Annotated in this window: 10 protein-coding genes; 2 read left to right on the forward strand and 8 right to left on the reverse strand. The window is 28.7% G+C overall.

Features of this window, described 5'->3' with window-relative positions; translation table 11 throughout:
* Positions 1-1,471: 1,471 nt before the first annotated feature.
* From hemD to tkt, 5 genes are all read right to left on the reverse strand, one after another.
* Positions 1,472-2,221, reverse strand: coding sequence for a uroporphyrinogen-III synthase (gene hemD / locus HACICURT3053_RS01530; RefSeq protein ID WP_157991993.1), 750 nt, complete (start codon positions 2,219-2,221; stop codon positions 1,472-1,474).
* Entirely contained in the window at positions 2,218-3,159 is a 942-nt protein-coding gene (hemC, locus tag HACICURT3053_RS01535) for a hydroxymethylbilane synthase (protein WP_157991994.1), read from the reverse strand. Before hemC ends, hemD begins: the two co-directional genes overlap by 4 nt.
* Positions 3,160-6,984: 3,825 nt before the next feature.
* Positions 6,985-8,064, reverse strand: coding sequence for a class II fructose-bisphosphate aldolase (gene fbaA, locus HACICURT3053_RS01540; RefSeq protein WP_157991995.1), 1,080 nt, complete (start codon positions 8,062-8,064; stop codon positions 6,985-6,987).
* 83 nt (positions 8,065-8,147) lie between these two features.
* Positions 8,148-9,311, reverse strand: coding sequence for a phosphoglycerate kinase (locus tag HACICURT3053_RS01545; RefSeq protein ID WP_414973885.1), 1,164 nt, complete (start codon positions 9,309-9,311; stop codon positions 8,148-8,150).
* 1,102 nt (positions 9,312-10,413) lie between these two features.
* Positions 10,414-12,432, reverse strand: coding sequence for a transketolase (gene tkt / locus HACICURT3053_RS01550; protein WP_157991997.1), 2,019 nt, complete (start codon positions 12,430-12,432; stop codon positions 10,414-10,416).
* Between the two features lie 1,525 nt (positions 12,433-13,957).
* Between tkt and murB the strand changes: the two genes are divergently transcribed.
* Positions 13,958-14,998, forward strand: coding sequence for a UDP-N-acetylmuramate dehydrogenase (gene murB, locus HACICURT3053_RS01555; protein ID WP_157991998.1), 1,041 nt, complete (start codon positions 13,958-13,960; stop codon positions 14,996-14,998).
* Positions 14,995-15,864: a biotin--[acetyl-CoA-carboxylase] ligase gene (locus HACICURT3053_RS01560; protein WP_157991999.1), complete on the forward strand. Its 870-nt coding sequence runs from the start codon at positions 14,995-14,997 to the stop codon at positions 15,862-15,864. The genes murB and HACICURT3053_RS01560 overlap by 4 nt, the downstream gene beginning before the upstream one ends.
* A 1,027-nt stretch (positions 15,865-16,891) precedes the next feature.
* Here HACICURT3053_RS01560 and mreD read toward each other — a convergent pair.
* From mreD to HACICURT3053_RS01575, 3 genes are all read right to left on the reverse strand, one after another.
* Positions 16,892-17,404: a rod shape-determining protein MreD gene (gene mreD, locus HACICURT3053_RS01565; protein WP_157992308.1), complete on the reverse strand. Its 513-nt coding sequence runs from the start codon at positions 17,402-17,404 to the stop codon at positions 16,892-16,894.
* A gap of 26 nt (positions 17,405-17,430) precedes the next feature.
* The gene (gene mreC, locus HACICURT3053_RS01570; protein ID WP_157992000.1) at positions 17,431-18,429 is read right to left on the reverse strand and encodes a rod shape-determining protein MreC; all 999 of its coding nucleotides are present in this window, start codon (positions 18,427-18,429) and stop codon (positions 17,431-17,433) included.
* Positions 18,430-18,773: 344 nt separating this feature from the next.
* On the reverse strand, positions 18,774-19,817 hold the full coding sequence (locus tag HACICURT3053_RS01575) for a rod shape-determining protein (RefSeq protein WP_157992001.1): 1,044 nt from the start codon (positions 19,815-19,817) through the stop codon (positions 18,774-18,776).
* Positions 19,818-20,012: the final 195 nt, after the last annotated feature.

A 20,012-nucleotide genomic window follows, 5' to 3' on the forward strand; every position in this document is an offset into this window, starting at 1 on the left:
AAACTTTTCCTCTAAACTACATAGTTCATTGAATCAGAACCCATATCATCTTATAAATGATCAAGTATAGTATAACACTTCAATGCATATTTTGATTAATCATAACTATATATTAGACAATCAATATTCTATTTTATTCGTAAAGTTAGAGAAACCAAGGTTAGTATTTATAAAATAATGTTATTTATATGTATCAATTTTAGACCAAGTTAGATGACTAACAAGAACAATGGATAATATCTATATATTAAATATAGATTTATATTTAATTTTGTGAAAAACAAGCTTTATAATAATTTTTTATCAAAAAAACACATATATGTTTTTAAATAAACAACAGCATACTATAATAGTTGGTGAAATCAGATTAATATATCTATATACATACAGTGCATATCATTAATTAATTGAATAAAAATTATTTTTATTTATCTTGGAATCATTATGATCGTTGTTTTTCTATAATTAGATAGAATAGGTCCATAATTAGTTTTTTTAAATGTCAATATCAGAATGATACATAGATTCTTTATGGAAAGGCATAAATCTAAGTTGAGTTACTTATTAAGTTATATTAAAATATTAATGCAATCAACGTCTTCTACTATGTAGATAGAATATGAATTTAACAACAATAAATCTTTATTCGCACATAACCCATATAACTTCATTTAGGAGTGATATTGATATATATTTCAGAGCTTTTAGTTACATTTTATTGAATCTAATACTCTAATAATCTCTTACAAGAGATAGTTGTTATTATGTATAATCAATTCGGTGACAAAAAGTTTATATTCATAATCTGATGACTGAAATAAATTAATTTTTAATTATTTAGTGATAATACAAAGATAAATATATCGAAGTAATAATATGACATATTTAATTAATATTAGAACGCATTAAGTAAATAATCTTTCTAAATAATCCAAATTTTTAGTATTAATCGTATATTGAAATGGATGCATAGTAGTTTTATATATCTATAGCGTATGGTGTAGATATATTTTTATTTTTAGACAGTTATACTAATAACACTATATTAGAACTAATTCTACATAATTAAAAAATTAATTTTTAGCATTCAATATCAAGATCTCTTCCCTAAGAAATGAGTTTATGTGAAGATAAATAATCTTAATGATCTTTAAATATATCAGATTTATTTTAAAGCTTATAGAACCACTAAGGATTATTAAAATAATCAAAATTGACTCTACCTATAAGTTTGGGTGATCATTATCAAATCTAGTATTGATTACCTTATGCTGATTTAAAATAATTTAATATGATTACAATCATTAAGTAATCGCATTACTATACGATATCTTTATTTATGTTTTATAAAAATTTTAATTTAGAATAGAAAAAATATGGATTCTATCTTAAATAAAATAGATGTTACTGAACATATGGATATTAAATATAATAGGGTCTCAGTTACCATCTTTGATATGTATAGAAACAATTAAGAGAAATATGAAATTGCTTGCAATAATGAATTGTTATCAGCTTTGTTAGCAACATAGATGTTGATCCAACCAAGTTTGCGTGCTAAAATTAATAAACGTTTACTTACTACTAATAAACGGCAGCGTAACAACCACTCATCCCTATCCGTATCAGAAAATAGACAGTATAGCTGTTGTAACATTGAACCACTAGTGACGACTAGTGTGTTTATACCTTTTCTTCTCCAACGATGAGCTTCTTTTGAGCCATGATAATGTTTTTCGCAACGTTGATAGCATTCAAGGCATTCTACTTCCGCACCATAGTAGCGTAAGGTGTTTTCCAGTAAATTTCTTCCACCATTACCTCGAAGAATTAGAGCTCTCTTACCAAAGATAGTCTGTGAGGCTAAGTTCTGAATTAGTATCTCGGTCGTTTCTTGTGAATCTGGCCAGGATACTTCATGTCCACTTATTTTATAAAAAGCTAATGCTGTACTGTGTCCTATTGCGTAGTAAGTTAATTTTTTCGGCCAGAAAAATTTTTCATTTTTAAAAAAAATATTAATATAATGAACAGCGTTTTGAGAAAGAATAAATACAAGATCTGCTTTTTTTAACATTTTTATTCTTTTAGATAAAATATGCAATTGAGCGCCTGGAGCAAACTCTATTAATGGAAATGACCACGCAATATGTCCTTGATGACGTAGCTGGTTTACTAAATCGCCTGCTGACGGTTCTGGCCGAGTAACTAAAATATTCATTTAAATAGCGTATCTACAGTAAATGATGAAAGAATGTTCTGAGCCCCATGCATCAAGAGTTCTTCGGCTAATAAAATACCTATTTTTTCCGCTTGCTTACGTGGACCTCGTCGTTCTTTACGTATGATATGACTACCATCTAACGAACCTATTAGTCCTCGAAGCCATAAATCCTCCCCTTCCAAAAGGGCATAACTACCTACTGGCATTTGACAATGAGCAGATAAACGAGTGTTCATAGCACGTTCTGCAATTATCCGATCTTCACTATCACTATGATTTAATATCTTAAGTAAGTTAATGGTTTCTAAATCATCCAAACGACATTCAATACCTATTGCGCCCTGACCAACGGCAGGAAGCACTACCTCGGCTGGTATGACGTGTTTAATTCGGCAACTTAAATTCAATCGCTTTAGTCCAGCAACAGCTAGAATAATTGCATCATATGTCCCTTGATCTAGTTTATCAAGACGAGTTGCAATATTTCCACGAAGGAATTTAATAATTAAATCTGGGCGTTGAGCTCGTAGCTGACATTGTCGTCGTGGGCTAGATGTACCAATGATTGATCCCAGTGGAAGAAACTCTACTAATGAATAGTGATTGGAAACAAATGCGTCATGAGGATCTTCGCGTTCACATATGGTGACTAAACCTAGTCCCTCTGGAAAGTAGATTGGTAAATCTTTGATGGAGTGCACTGCTATATCTGCATGATCTGATAAAATAGCCTGCTCTAATTCTTTTACAAATAATCCTTTACCACCTATTCCTATTAGTGATGTGTTAAGCATAATATCACCACGTGTCAGAATAGGAACTTTTTGTATACATAGTTCTGGATAATGTATAAGTAAAGAATTTGTGACATATTGTGTTTGCCATAAAGCTAGAGGGCTTTTTCTAGTAGCGATTCTTAAGACTTTTCGTGACATCTTTCATACCATCTTGCCTAATCTTTTGTAAATATGCCATATAATCAATTAAGTGTATAGACTTGATGTAAGGACAAGAATAGTTGAATTCAATATATGTTCATTGGTTTTAAAAAGGGCTGCGCTATCAAATGAATAGTAGTTATAGAATATCTAATTTAAATCATTTTAATTAAAATAAATGTTTATCATTGACTTTTCGAGACTTAATTAAAGAGCTATCGCTATGCTTTTTGTCAAAGTTAACTACCTTAAAATATCAAAATTGTTAGAATAAAAAATCAATTATTTTTATATATATTGAGACACTTTATGTTAAATTTTTCAAAGTAGATGCATGATATTTTTAAATAACTTAATAAAAATGATAGTATATATTATAATATATTTTGTCTAATAGGAAAATATGAGAATAGTTGTACTATATTTTTATCATTTTTCGCTCCATGTTGTATTTATAGTTTTTAGATTTAAAACAAGTGTAACTAATCTCTTATTAAAACTAATTTTAATACAGTATCTACTATGTAGATGTATTATATGATATATTATATGTAGATGTATTATATTATGTCTATAATATTGTACAGGTATTTTGTATATTGACAGATTGATACAATGTATATATCAGTTTTTTATCGTAAATTTATTAGAAAGTGACTACTTGACTCTTATACTCTATTAAGAGATATAGATTTTTAATTAGAAAATTTAAATACGTTCACTCATGAGCTATCAACATAAGTGAAATAATATTTAATTATATTAGTTAAGTTATTTAGGATCAAATATTTTAATTAATAAAACAGATGGAATATCAAGAAAAGACGGGAAGAGGAGAATGATCGATTTATTAAATATATGTTCAATAATCTTAGAATGATTAATAAAATTATATCATATTCTATTGTCTTTATTAAAGAATAAATGCAAGTCTGCATATAGATATTTTTCCGATAACTATAACGCATAAATTATTCCTTTTCAAAAGAGAAAATCGTGATAATAATCATATTCAAATATGATATGACTATTTTAAACTCAATCAAAATAATAAGATTATTACATAATAAAGTAATTAATTTCAAAAAATTATTTTATTTCTTTCATAATATGAAAGATGTTAATATCTTCTTTTTCATTATAATATATGAAATTAAAATTTAACATTGATAATTATATTATATAGAAATAAATCTATTATGTTAGAAAAATAAGTCATACTAGGTATATAAGTAATATACTTTTTAAAAACGACGTTGAATTTATATATTTTCAATATAGATTATTAGTATATGGTTTAATATATATTTTAGTATATGATACTTTCCGATTTGTTTTTTTTATTTTTAATCAATATATTAATCATTTATCTTTTATATAATAAGTATTAATCACGTTTTTTAAAAAAAATTTTAGTATATCAAAAGATAATTAATATTAAAATTAAAATTTTATAGATGAATTATAAACAATACCAAAGGATTGATAATCCAACGTATTCTTTTATAATCAATATTTTATGTAATTTTATATTTTAATATTTCATAAGTAATTAAAAAATACTTAGAGTATAAGGGATGGTCATATATCGTTTATGACCAAGAAATATAGTATTTATTTTCAAAAATTCATCTTATTAAGTAGAGATGATTTTTTATTAATTTTTATCTTTAGATTAAAACTAACATGCAGTAAAATTATTCAATATATATGATATATGTATTTTAAATATAGAATTTATAATTTAATAGATATTATATGAAATTATTAATCTAATAAATAGATCCGAATTTTATCTGTTCTATGTTTCTAGTTTTTAATTATTAATAATAGTTCAATAGTAATTAGTTGATGATAAATTAAATTAATTAAGATTTTCTTAAATGTCTAAATATTATTAATATAATAATATTATTGTATTATACATATAATCCTATGGTTTTGATTACTAAATTATGAAGAATTAGAAAAGTAATCAAGCTTTCTCAAAATATGCATGTCATTTTCAAGACCTAGTACAATTAATAACCAATAAAATCTGTAGTATTGAAGATGATATTCGTAATGTAAGATGTAAAAATCAGATTGAAAATGATTAAATTAATAGTTATATTACAAATAATGAGATTTTTAGTTCTAATAATAATGATCGCGGGGTTAGTAGGTTGCGGTTTTAAAGGGTTATTGTCTCCTGACAAATCAGAAGAAAATGATGTCTATATTATTAATATTGTTTATTAGAGTCATTATATAACTCTAAATACTTTCCTTTTATCAGAAAAATTTATTATGATTAATAGTATAAATAGTCATATTCTTAATTACAGGTACACATAGTGTTAAAACTATTTAATATCTTCAATATTTCTATCATAGAAATTAAATCATCACTATTTTATATTTTTTAATGTTAGATCTAAGAGATATTATTATCTTTTTTTATGTGCGCTTTTATCTATGATAAATAGCGTAAGTATTCTGATTTTAATATGTATTCCAATCTTTTTATGATAAGAAATATGTTTCGATTTAAATTTCTTAAGTTGTGAAAAACAAATTTCCATTCAAATAAATTTTTTACAAAATATAATGATTAATTATTCTAATTTATATTGTTTTTCTCTAATTTATAAAAGAAAATAGCTTATTTATTTATATTTTTATATATAGTTGATTAATAGAATTATAGATAGAATTCATAAAATGATATCTGAAAGTATTGATGAATTTCATGTTATAATATAAGATGATTTTATCATTACTAATTAATTGTATAAACAGAAAAAGCTATATTTAATAGCTTATTAGTTTTGATATATAATCAATTTTCAATTGATAGAAAATAGAATAATACTAAAAGATTAAAATTATTTGGTATAAACAATAGGATAATAAGTAATTGAGATATATTTATGTAAAAAATTAAAATTCTTTAATATATTATAGAATAGTTTGATCTCTGATCAAAGTTTAATAGTTTTCGCTCAATTAATATATGTTGGTTTCTTGATGAAGAAATAAAAAATAGATTTATAGATATTTTAATAAAATGCATATCAAATACTATTTATAGTCTCCTGTGTCTATCATGCGTGTCTGATAGACTGGTCATAGCTAGATAGAAATAAATAGTAATGGTTATAGATCATAACCTTTTGTCTCTAATTATAGAAAATCGTATTAAAGACTATTTTAATATAAGAACTGTAAAGGTTTTGGATACAAATACTAAAGAATATTCTCTAGTAATTTAGTTAGAATCAAATTTAGTTTATAGACATCCTTTTTATCTAGAATATTTCTGTCAAAAATCGTGATGATATAATAATGGATAGATTCTTTATACTATAAAAATTACGGAATTATTGATAAATGTATTGAAAATGATTACAGATTATATTTAGAATCATTGATCTTTCTGTTTATTTAATATTAATTTTTCTTATTTAAATAGGAATTTAATTTTTATACAATTATATTGTATATATATTTCTGATATTGTTATAGATGTTTCTTAAACTTTTCCTTATTTTCCTTATTAGATAAGTCGGATGTACTAAGGATTTGATAGTACAAATACATTTAGATGTATGTATTTTTATTATCATGACCAGATGATCTTCCATGTTCGGTAAGTATAGACTACAATATATTTAATAATTAAACTAATTTAATTTTTGATATTATGTCTAGATACAAACCTATCTATTGATAGGTCTCTGGTTTAATATACTTTTATTTCTTATGACTTCCTACATAAAAGAGTATGTCTTCTAAAGAACATTCTAACCACTAAAAATAGTGGTTAGAGTTAAGAATGAACTAAAGTACATTAATAGCATTCAGTTGTTTAAAATAATATTTTAAGCGATCTATCATAAATAACTGAGATTCACGTAACCATGCTCTTGGATCATAAAACTTCTTATTTGGTTTATCATCTCCCAAATAATTTCCAAGCTGGCCTTGGAGATAAGATTTATTTTTTTTATAGTATTGAAGAATACCATGCCAGGATGCCCATTGAATATCGGTGTCAATATTCATTTTAACAACACCAAATCTAATAGCTTCTTTGATTTCATCAGAAGATGACCCTGATCCACCATGAAATACAAAGTTTAATGGGTTATGAGATAAATTGTGTTTTTTCATAACAAAATCTTGTGAGTCACGTAAAATAATTGGTTTTAATGTTATATTTCCCGGTTGATATACACCATGGACATTGCCAAAAGAAGCTGCAATTGTAAAATCTGTACTGATTGAACTGAGCATAGTATATGCATAGTTCACATCAGTTGGGTGCGTATAGAACTTATCTGCGTCCATGTGGCTATTCTCAACACCATCTTCTTCCCCTCCAGTGCAACCTAGTTCAATTTCTAGAGTCATATTGATTTTTTTCATTCGTGATAAATATTGGCGAGAAATTTCAATATTTTTTTCTATAGGTTCGGAAGATAAGTCAATCATATGAGAGGAAAACAAAGGTTTTCCATTTTGAAAAAAATAACTTTCCCCTTCTTTTAAAAGCCCGTCAATCCAAGGTAACAATTTTTCTGGGCAGTGATCGGTATGTAATATGATTGGAATGCCATAGTATTTTGCCATTAAATGGGCATGCTTTGCACCAGATATGGCGCCAAGAATAGAAGCAGTATGGGGTGGTTCAAGCTCAAGTTTTTTCCCAGCCATAAATCTTGCTCCATTATAGGAAAATTGAATAATCACTGGAGATTGAACTTGTGCAGCAGTTTCTAATACAGCGTTAATAGAATTAGTATCTATACAATTCACAGATGGTAATGCAAAATGATTATCTTTAGCTATTTTAAACACTTTTTGTACATCATGACCAGTAATAACACCTGGTTTCACAAAATCTAAAAGATTAGACATATACACTAGTCCTGCTTTATCAGATTAGTTGAAGACGAGATCAGTTGAAGAGAATTTTAATTCTAACTAGAAGACAAAGATATTTATTTCTTATTATATCCATGATGTGTACGATCTTTTAGTATAGTCACCGCAGGTAAATCTTTTCCTTCTATAAATTCTAGGAAAGACCCTCCTCCAGTAGAGATATAAGATATTTTGTCTTTGATATCAAATAAATCAATAGCAGCTAGTGTATCCCCACCTCCTGCAATAGAAAATGCATTACTATCTGCAATTGCTTGAGCAATGATTTTCGTACCTTTCTGAAAGTTAGGTAATTCAAATACACCAACAGGACCATTCCAAAGAATAGTACGAGCGGATTTTAATAATTTAGCCATGGATAAAGCAGTTTTATCGCCAATATCTAAAATCTCTTCATTTACTTGTATTTCAGAGACCTGCTTAACAATACATTGATTCTTTTCTACATTCGGAGTGGTTACACGAACATCAATAGGAACTTCTACTGAAAAGGTATCACGCAATATTTTAGCTTGATTAACAAAAACTGGTTCATAAAGTGAGTTTCCTACACTATTATCAATAGCAATAAAAGTATTAGCAATGCCTCCTCCAACAATTACAGTATCAGCAATTTTACCAAGCGAATGTAGCGTATGAAATTTGCTAGAAACTTTGGACCCACCTACCACCGCTACCATAGGACGAGAGGGATTCCTAAGCGCTTTGTCTAAAGCATCTAATTCGGATAATAAAAGTGGACCTGCGCAGGCAACCTCAGAGAATTTACTTACTCCATAAGTAGAAGCTTGTGCTCGATGCGCAGACCCGAAGGCGTCCATAACAAAAACATCACATAATGCGGCATATTTTTTAGAAAGTATTATGTCATTGTTTTTTTCTCCTTTATTAAAACGAACATTTTCTAGTACTAGTACTTTTCCAGAGGATAAGTGAATACCGTTTAAATAATTTTTTACGAGAGACACACAATTCCTACCCAACTTCTCTTTTAAATAGTTAACTACAGGTAAAAGAGAGAAGTGTTCATTGTATTCCCCTTCAGTTGGACGCCCCATATGTGAGCTTACCATTATGTAAGCGCCTTTTCTAAGGGCTATTTCAATAGTTGGTAGAGCGGCGCAAATACGTGCATCAGATAGAATTTTCCCTTTTTGGACTGGCACATTAAGATCAGATCGAATTAGAACGCGTTTTCCAACAAGATCCAGATCAATCATTCTTGCTATAGGCATACCCCCTCCTTTGTAATACAAGACTATAAGATAGTTTTGATTATGAGCGAATTCTCATCAGAGAAAGTGTGTTTTATATTTAGTATAAACTAAAGTTATAATAACAAATGAACTATTAATATTTTTATAAATAGAATAATATTAAACATACTATAACATTATTTTGAAATATAACATTGAGTATGGATTATCTTTTCTTATTAAAAACGATATATTTGTAATTAGTTGTATTTATTACAATAGTCTTCTAATTTTTTATTCTAGAATAAGTAAATTATGAGCGCGCTATCTAGAATAAATAAATATTGGATTCATACATTGGAGCATTGATATTTGGCTTAATAATCAATGCATGATGTTATCTGTTTTAAACATATTTATCAAAACTCAATTTAGTATCAATTATTATTTTAACTAGAATAAATAATAGATTGTCAGTATCATTCATGCTGAAGTCTAGTAAGATAAAAAAGATAGAAATCATTCCATATTAGATATGATTATTTAGTAATCGCTCTATTTTAATTGACCATCTTCATTGTTTTGATGGAGGAAATACCTTCTAATTACTGGAAATGATTATGAGGTATTGTAAGTAAAATATTGCCTAGATATTTAAACGATGTTTACTCTATTAAATTTGATTTAGTTTTAAGCACTTTATTTTATATTTAAAATAAAAAGAAATTTATATATTTCCTTATCCTAATAATTTCTAATTTAAAAGAGGGAAATAATAAAAGTATTGGCTTTTATATTTTGTAATAACACTAATTATTACAATAATATCCAAATATTAAACAATGAATTCTATAAAAATTACCCGATCGCTTAATCTTATTTTTATATATTTATAATAAATAGTATTCCTTTCTATAAAAAATACCAGACTATTATTGATATAATATATCAACTGTTAACAATATTGATTCCATCTATTTATATAATTAAAGTGAACATTATTATTCAATCATAAATCTATTAAAGTGTCTTAAAATTAGAAATCATTGATATTTAAATTATATTTTTAATATCTATATAAAGTCATTCTAATAAGAATGACTAAGAGAATAATTAGAAAATATTTTTAATGAATTAACTTTGTATTATAGAATTTAAGTAGATCTTTTATCTTTTTTACTACGTTTTCTACTGTAAAGCCAAATAGTTTAAAAAGTTTTTCTGATGGAGCCGATTTACCAAATTGGGTCATTGCTATAATAGCACCGTTTAGACCAATATATTTAAACCAATAATCAGCAATACCTGCTTCAATTGCTACACGAGAGGTTATAGAACTTGGTAATACCGATTCGCGGTAATAAATATCTTGTTTATCAAACACATCAGTAGATGGCATAGAAACTAAACGTAATTTATACCCTTCTTGAGTGAGATATTGATATGCATTTACTGCTAATTCAACTTCCGATCCTGTGGCAATTATAATAAGGTCTGGTTGTCCTACACAATCTTGGAGGATATATGCACCACGAACAACATTAGATAACTGTTCATCAGTACGTTTTTGTTGTGTTAGATTCTGACGGGAAAGTACAAGAGCAGTGGGACCATCATAACGTTCAATGGCGAATTTCCAGGCAATTGCACATTCAACTTGATCACAAGGTCTCCAAGTACTCATATTTGGTGTAAGACGCAAACTCGATAACTGCTCAATGGGTTGGTGTGTAGGACCGTCCTCACCTAATCCAATAGAGTCATGAGTGTATATCATAATCTGTCTGATTCGCATTAATGCTGCCATGCGTACGGCATTACGTGCATATTCAAAAAACATTAAAAAGGTTGCTGTATATGGCAAAAAACCACCATGGAGTGCTATTCCATTAGAAATCGCACTCATACCAAATTCTCGAGCTCCAAAGTGAATATAGTTACCCGATGGGTCTTGATGAATAGGCTTAGATCCAGACCACATAGTAAGATTGCTTGGTGTTAGATCTGCAGAACCACCTAAATACTCTGGTAATAGTTTTCCAAAAACTTCGATAACACTCTGTGATGCTGTACGAGTAGAAATATTTTTTGGATTAGATTGTAAAGATTGAATAATGCTCGTTGATTGAACATTCCAATTTAATGGTAACGTCTTTGTCAGGCGTCTTTTTAGTTCTTGAGCAAGCATGGGGAATTTTTTCTCATATTGTCTAAATTTTATATTCCATCTTTCTTCTTTTTGATGACCAGAACCTCTAGCATCCCATTGTGCATAGATTGTTTTTGGAATCTTAAATGGTTCGTAGTGCCAGCCTAACTTCTGACGAGTAAGCAGAATTTCTTCATCTCCCAGAGGGCCACCATGGGCTTGATTTGAACCACTTTTATTTGGAGAACCAAAACCAATTACAGTTTTGCATATTAGTAGAGATGGCTGGTTTTCAATTTTAATTGATTCTTCGATTGCTTTAGTGATTGAATCAGAATCATGTCCATCTATATTACGTATTACATGCCAGTTATAAGATTCAAAACGCTGTGCAGTATCATCAGTGTACCATCCACTAGTTTCCCCATCAATAGATATACCATTTTGGTCATAAAATGCAATTAGTTTACCTAACTTTAATGTACCTGCCAGTGAACATACTTCATGGGAGATGCCTTCCATTAGGCATCCGTCTCCCATAAAAACATAGGTTCGATGATCTACTATCCGGTGTTCAGGGCGATTAAATTGCGAAGCTAACGTTTGTTCTGCAATGGCCATGCCGACCGCGTTAGCAACGCCTTGCCCAAGAGGACCCGTAGTGGTTTCTACGCCTTCTGTATGAGCATATTCTGGATGTCCTGGTGTCTTAGAATTGATCTGACGAAAATTAGCTAATTCATTTATTGATAACTTGTAACCACTAAGATGTAAAAGACTATAAAGTAACATAGAAGCATGCCCGTTCGAGAGCACAAAACGATCGCGATTAACCCATAATGGATTGTTTGGATTATGGTTAAGAAATTTACACCACAAAACTGTTGCTATATCTGCCATACCCATTGGGGCTCCCGGGTGACCAGATTGCGCTTTTTGTACTGCGTCCATGCTTAATGCACGAATCGCATTAGAAAGCTCTCTAAAAGAATACATATTTGACTCCAGACTATGTATAATTCTGTATTATTTAACTTATGAGGATGAATAAGTAATTAGAAAAACTTAAAACATTAAAAATTACTTTATAAAAGTACAAAGATAGATTATATAACATAAGAACTGTAATTATTATACAATTTTATCATTAAAAATTAGGAGGTCTAATTTTATGAAGATTGATTAGTTATTAAAATAGATTAAAATAATAATCCTTATTCGTATCCCTATTGAGTACACTTTTAAATATAAATCTATCAATATAATCAAGATTGAATATTTCTTTTTATACAGATATTGAACTAGTTAAAGATCAAATTAAATAAAATTCTTAATATTTTATAGGGATACTGCATCCTATAAAATAAAAAATAAAAAAGATTTTTAGTTTTGACAAATTATAGAAAAACTAATTCTCTCTCTAAAGAGAGAGCTCTATTACAAGAAAAAGTATTTAAAAATATGATATTATTTTAAATAATGCTTTTTTAATAAAAAAATGCGATACATACGACTAATAAAAAGTCTTATTTTATTAATAATTAATAATTATTCCAATAATTGCTTATATATAATAAAAAGTCGATTTGGAAATAATCATATATTATATGATATTTGACTTATAATAAATCCAATTAGGTTCAAAGATTTTTAACTAAGATTTTGTCCTGTTTCAAATAACAAGTTTTTCTGAAATAGAGATTTTTAATAAACTAATAAAAAAATAAAATAAAGATAAAACAATAGTAAGATACTAACGAGACATATTATCTACATTGTATAATAGTTATTATTTTCCTTTTATTATGAGGATGTTTATCTATCATTAATTAATTTGATCCATGGTTACATATCTATATATTAAACTATCAAGAATAGTGTATAAATTATTTAAAAAAACAATATCAATTATAATTTAATCTAAAAAATAAGATATGAAAAATAATTTTTATTTTTAATGTATGTTTAATATTTTTTAAGAAACCAGGTTTCTGGTATACTTACTAGATAGGAGATTATTATCTTATTAAATAATGTATTTATTGTATAAATAAATCACATTGTATAAATAAATCACATAATTCTGAATCTAACTACCTGATAGAGTTAGATTAGAAATTGGTGATATAAATTTTATATGTACGTATTAATGTTATTTAACTCATTGTTATTGATTATATAATGGAATATTAAGTCCCTGATATCTGCATTAACTTTCTAATAATACAATTATGATACTCTTTTAGTTATTTACTTAAATAGTATATCAGTATATATAGACCGATTTTTTTTAAGGGAAATGCTATATTTTATAATTAATTGTTCTATTGTATTATCAGAGTGTCGATCTAATTAGAATCTAGTCCACTTTATTTACAAAAAAAATAAATATTATGGAATATTCTATAGAAGATTATATAAATAAATATGTGGTTTATAATTAAAGATCCTATTCTGATACCAACACAGATGCTATATGCAAGGTCTTTTGGTTGTAAACTTAATTTGTAAAGGATTTTTTATGTCCTATCATCGGTTTTCACTAAAACCATGGCATACTTTTGGTATTAATGTTTACGCTAAAAATATTGTGATAGTTACAAGCATATCTGCGCTTTTTTATGAATGTCAGCCGAAAGATTGTCAGAAGGATGAGCCAATACTATTATTAGGCCAGGGTAGTAATGTACTATTTCTACAAAATTTTAATGGAAAAGTACTTATTAACCGCATTAAAGGAATTAGAATAGTCGAAAAAACTAATTCATGGTTGTTACATGTAGGTGCTGGAGAAAATTGGCATCAACTAGTAAAAACTACATTAGATAGAGGACTTGGTGGTCTAGAAAATTTAGCACTGATTCCTGGTTGTGTTGGATCAGCACCAATTCAAAATATTGGAGCTTATGACCTTGAATTAGATCAAGTGTGTGAATACGTAGATATTATCTTTTTGTCTAATGGAGAGTATCGACGTCTTAACACGATAGAATGTTGTTTTGGTTATCGAGATAGTATATTTAAACATTTATACAAGGATCAATATGCTGTTATTGCTGTTGGGCTGAAATTAAATAAACAATGGAGACCTATTCTTACTTATGGTCATTTGCGCTATCTTAACTCAAAGACAGTCACACCAATAAAAATATTCAATGCTGTGTGTCGAATACGTCGTAGTAAACTTCCAGACCCATGCACAATAGGTAATGCAGGGAGTTTTTTTAAAAATCCGTTAGTTACTTCTTCAGTGGCTTCTGATTTGTTTTCTCGTTATCCTAAGATTTCACAATATTTGCAAAAAAACGGTAAAGTAAAATTGTCTGCTGCTCAGCTTATTGATCATTGTCTTCTGAAAGGACACCATATTGGTGGAGCTGCGGTATATGGTAAGCAAGCAATAGTATTGATTAATACTGGTTCTGCTAGTAGTGAGGATATCATAAATTTAGCCCGTATTGTCCGTCAACGTGTAGCGGAGAAATTTAATGTTTGGTTAGAACCAGAAGTATGCTTTATTTCTGCAACAGGAATAACAGATTCCGTAAAGGCCATAATATGAATAACCCTATTATACCCATAAAATTTATTCAGATTCTATCTGATGGTCAACTTCATTCAAGAGAAGAATTTATTCACAATTTGGGAATAGGATTAATAGATATCTATTATTATATCCAGATATTAAAACAGATGGGAATTAATATCTTAACTATTAGAGATCAAGGTTATTGCCTGGGATTTGCTATGTATCTTTTAGATGAAAATATCATTCAAGGGGAGATGACAGGAGGACGTTTATCAGTTATTCCAGTGATTGACTCAACTAATCAATACTTATTAAATTCCATTTCTAAATTAAAAACAGGTGATGTTTGTATAGCTGAATATCAGAGCATGGGGCATGGTCGACGAAGTCGACCATGGTTTTCTTCCTTTGGATCTAATCTGTATTTATCTATATATTGGCGCTTAAAAAACAACTTAGTATCAACTACATATTTAAGTCTTATTATAAGTTTAGCAATTTCTGATATTTTTCGGAAAATAGGAGCATCTAATATTAAAGTCAAATGGCCAAATGATATTTATCTTCATAATCGTAAATTAGCTGGTGTTTTAATAGAAATAAAAAATCAACCCAGTCAATTTCTAGATTTAGTGATTGGAATAGGAATTAATCTTAATATGTATGATCAAGCACAGGAAATAATGAGAAAATACGGTGGAATAGACCTCCAATCTGTTGGAATAAATGTAGATCGAAATATTTTATCAGTTTTAATTATTAATACTATGCGTAATATATTAATACAATTTGAACAATATGGATTGTCCTCATTTATTACACCAGAAATAAAAAAAGATAGTAAAATCAATCATCTAGTTAGTCTTCTCAATAAGACGTCAAAATCTAAATACAACTAACTAGGCACATATATAAAATAGACTTAATGTTAAATACATATCAATCACCATTCTGTTTGAAATAGATAAATCTCAGATTTCAATAAATCTAGTATCAGGGTGTATCTTATTTCTGAGTTATGTTATTAGTAATAACTTAAAATAATCATATATTACTAATAAATAATGATACATATTGTAATATGTATATATTCAAATAGATATGTTATTATGAATATTGGTATCTGTTATTACAGATAAATAATATTTTTTTATATTCTTTTATGACACTAAATATTTTAAACAGAAAAAAAGATATGTAATATATAGTAATTCAAGTTAACAAATCATAATTAATGTAAAAATTATTTAAATCATTAGCCATCATATACATGATATTAGAAGAGTTTCTTTTTATCCTAAAATAGGATCAAATCTAATATCCTCGTTCTTTTTAGTTATAATACAACCGTTCTTCTCTAATATTTCATTTAATGGATAAATTCAATTTAATGATTTTCTTGTCTTAGTTTTATTACTTCAAATCATTATTTAATTTCTTTTTTATAACTACAAGGAGATTAATTCTGAATTATTAATGAACATACGATACTTGTAATATCTAAGTTGAATTTTTTCTATGCTATTTTTAGAACTTTGGTTTAATCAAAACTAATTTGATTTCATCGTCTGTAAGATAAGTAAAAATTTGATAATTAAAAAAAATAACTAGCATATTAATTTAGACCAGTCCCTATCTTACAGGGTTGATAACGATAAACACTAAATTACTGTGAATCATGATGTTTTAAGGTATTAAACATTATCTCTACTACTTCAAATATAGTCAGAATACTATACAATTAGATAACTATTAGTATCAGTTAATTGATATTAAGAAAAGAGTTTCTCTTCTAGAGAGGCATGATCTATCATTGTCATGTATTCTTAATTATAAGAAAATTTAATTGATATAAGATTAAAGTTTATACGATTTAACTAGTAATTGATATATTATTCATAATAAAATTTAATTTTATTAATGCAACTAAAATACAACTTTTGTATTAGAGAATAAATTATGACTAATTTTTTGCATTAACAAAAAAATCCATGGCCAAAGTATACCGCTAGTGACCCCATTCCATAATTGTTCCGGGAAAAAAACAACGTTTATTACTAATAAATCTGATACAAATATAATAATATCCATCAGCCATGCTAATATTATTACAGATAACGCTTGTTTCCATAACGCTAAGTTGCAAATTTGATGGTTTTGTCTGGATACTAAATAGGTGATCACGCTTAAAGCTAGCGAATGTAGACCTAGGGTAGATCCATAGATAAGGTCTGTTACAATACCCATAAAAAATGCAGTACCAATATTGATCCGATCAGGGATTATTAGTATCCAGTAAATTAGGATTAATAATAACCATGAGGGACGAAATAATGATAATGGTTCAGGCCATGGCATACTTTGTAATATTAATGCAACTAAGAAAGACAACCAGATTAACCAATATCTACAACTACAGAAATAATTTAAAGACTGCATGAGTTCATATGGTTTTAAGAAACTAATCACATATTAGTTTCTTGTATACCTTCCGTAGTTTTGGAATGATTAGAGTGCCTTGGTATTACTTGATTTTCAGTTATATTTTTAGTCTTTGATAGTAATGGCATGGTCATTTTCTTTTTTTGACGTTCTTCAGCCATATGATGAACTTCATTAGGCATTGGTGGGTGAGATTTATAACGATTGCCAACCCATAAAAGAAGTAAGTATCGTAGATGTTGTAAATCGGCTACTGGTCGTGCCTGAATTATAGAATAACCATGATGATTATCTTCTTTAATAGAAGATACAATTGCAACAGGATAGCCTTCTGGAAAACGACCTCCAAGACCAGATGTCACTAACATGTCTCCGCAGCGCATATCAGTATGATCCGGATAATATTCAAGTTGCAGTTCTTTTGAACATCCATTTCCAGAAACAATAGCACGAAGATCGTTACGTAATACTTGAATGGGTAACGCATGAGAGGCATCACAGATTAATAGAACTCGACTGGTATTTTTACTTACTGAAACTATCTGTCCGACTACACCTTGATCACTAATAACAGGTTGTCCCTCATAGACATTGTCTATTCTACCTTTATCAATAATTACTTGATGCATATATGGATTAGCACTAGATGAAATGACTTGTGTTATGATCTTGTGTTCATCTTCACGCAGTGGTGATCCAAGCAAGGCTCTGAGATGAGCATTTTCTTTCTTCATGTGATTTAATATAAGTAATTCACTATTCTTACACATAAGTTGATTTTGCAGTGCTTTATTTTTTAGATCGAGCGCATGATGAGAAGTAAATATTTGAGATAAATAATCTAACATTTGACGCGGAACGTTTATAAGAAGATAAAGTGAATTAACAACAGTATTCATATAAGAATGAATAGAAGAGAAAGTATGAAATCGATTATCGGCAATCATCATTATAGTACTAAGAATAATGGCTATTAGTAGATTCAAGTGCAAAGAACTAGTTTTACTAAACATCGGTTTCATAAAGTAAATGTTATCCTCCAAACTTCTGAGTCAATAAATTTTTACTAAATGATAGAAAGATATACTCATGAAATATAGTCAAGATAATGATGCCATCACTGACCTATGTATTTTCATAACTACATATAAGAATCAATATTATGTAGAGGATCTCTCACTAATTAGATCCTAGAATTTAGTAAATGTAAATACGTTAAAACTGATATCAACTATATATTCTTGTCACAACCAGTCAGGAATCAGTGTTGAACTGATTATGTGTTGTGATTTAATAAGACAAATTATATTTTATTTTATACCATCTTAACTTTCCTGACAAAGTCATCAAAATATCAGAAAAACTACTAGTCTTCACTAAATAAATCCCCCCCATGCATGTCAATCATCTCTAAAGCTTTACCGCCTCCCCGAGCTACACAAGTCAGTGGATCTTCCGCGACTACCACAGGAATCCCAGTTTCTTGCATCAGCAAACGATCCAAGTTTCGTAATAACGCACCACCCCCAGTAAGAACGATGCCTCGTTCAGAAATATCAGATGCTAATTCAGGCGGGCACTTTTCTAAGGCCACCATTACAGCACTGACAATACCAGTCAAAGGCTCTTGCATTGCTTCTAAGATTTCCTGGGAATGTAAAGTAAAAGCACGAGGGACTCCTTCTGCTAAGTTTCTTCCTCGCACTTCAATTCCACGTATTTCATCACAAGGATAGGCAGACCCAATACCATGTTTAATCCGTTCAGCAGTAGCTTCACCAATAAGAGAGCCATAGTTTCGTCGAACATAATTAATAATAGCTTCGTCAAAGCGATCGCCACCAATTCGAACAGAAGAAGAATATACTACGCCATTCAGTGAGATAACTGCAACTTCAGTAGTACCACCCCCAATATCTATCACCATAGATCCAGTTGCATCAGAAACCGGAAGACCTGCTCCAATTGCAGAAGACATTGGTTCTTCAATCAAGAAGACTTCACGAGCTCCAGCGCCTTGAGCAGATTCACGAATTGCACGACGTTCTACTTGCGTAGCTCCAACTGGAACACAGACAAGTACACGAGGGCTTGGGCGCATAAAGCTATTACTATGTACTTGTTTAATAAAATGTTGCAGCATCTTTTCAGTAACAAAAAAATCAGCGATTACTCCGTCCTTCATAGGACGGATAGCAGCAATGTTAGTAGGGGTGCGACCTAACATTTGTTTTGCAGCATAACCAACCGCTGCTACGCTTTTTGGGGCACCGGCACGATTTTGTCGAATAGCCACTACAGAGGGCTCATTAAGTACGATACCTTGTCCTTTCACGTATATTAGAGTATTCGCAGTACCCAAATCGATAGAAAGGTCATTAGAAAAAATGCCACGGAATTTTTTAAACATTCTATAAAGACAATCCTTTAATCTAAATATATTCTAATTACTGACATTTGTAAATAGCATCAAATGTCTATTAAATAAATAAGAACTGATCATAGAAATGATCTAGTTTTTTATATTGCTTAAAACAAAGTTATATAAAAAATAACGTTATAGAGTTATATACTTATAACATTTCTATAGATTATAAATATTAGT

It is taken from the genome of Candidatus Erwinia haradaeae, from assembly GCF_900698855.1.
GTDB lineage: Bacteria > Pseudomonadota > Gammaproteobacteria > Enterobacterales > Enterobacteriaceae > Erwinia_E > Erwinia_E haradaeae_F.

Bases quoted from the DNA above. Each gene is read 5' to 3' on its own strand.
- hemD (WP_157991993.1), bottom strand. From the start codon at position 2,221: ATGAATATTTTAGTTACTCGGCCAGAACCGTCAGCAGGCGATTTAGTA.
- hemC (WP_157991994.1), bottom strand. From the start codon at position 3,159: ATGTCACGAAAAGTCTTAAGAATCGCTACTAGAAAAAGCCCTCTAGCT.
- fbaA (WP_157991995.1), bottom strand. From the start codon at position 8,064: ATGTCTAATCTTTTAGATTTTGTGAAACCAGGTGTTATTACTGGTCAT.
- HACICURT3053_RS01545 (WP_414973885.1), bottom strand. From the start codon at position 9,311: ATGATTGATCTGGATCTTGTTGGAAAACGCGTTCTAATTCGATCTGAT.
- tkt (WP_157991997.1), bottom strand. From the start codon at position 12,432: ATGTATTCTTTTAGAGAGCTTTCTAATGCGATTCGTGCATTAAGCATG.
- murB (WP_157991998.1), top strand. From the start codon at position 13,958: ATGTCCTATCATCGGTTTTCACTAAAACCATGGCATACTTTTGGTATT.
- HACICURT3053_RS01560 (WP_157991999.1), top strand. From the start codon at position 14,995: ATGAATAACCCTATTATACCCATAAAATTTATTCAGATTCTATCTGAT.
- mreD (WP_157992308.1), bottom strand. From the start codon at position 17,404: ATGCAGTCTTTAAATTATTTCTGTAGTTGTAGATATTGGTTAATCTGG.
- mreC (WP_157992000.1), bottom strand. From the start codon at position 18,429: ATGAAACCGATGTTTAGTAAAACTAGTTCTTTGCACTTGAATCTACTA.
- HACICURT3053_RS01575 (WP_157992001.1), bottom strand. From the start codon at position 19,817: ATGTTTAAAAAATTCCGTGGCATTTTTTCTAATGACCTTTCTATCGAT.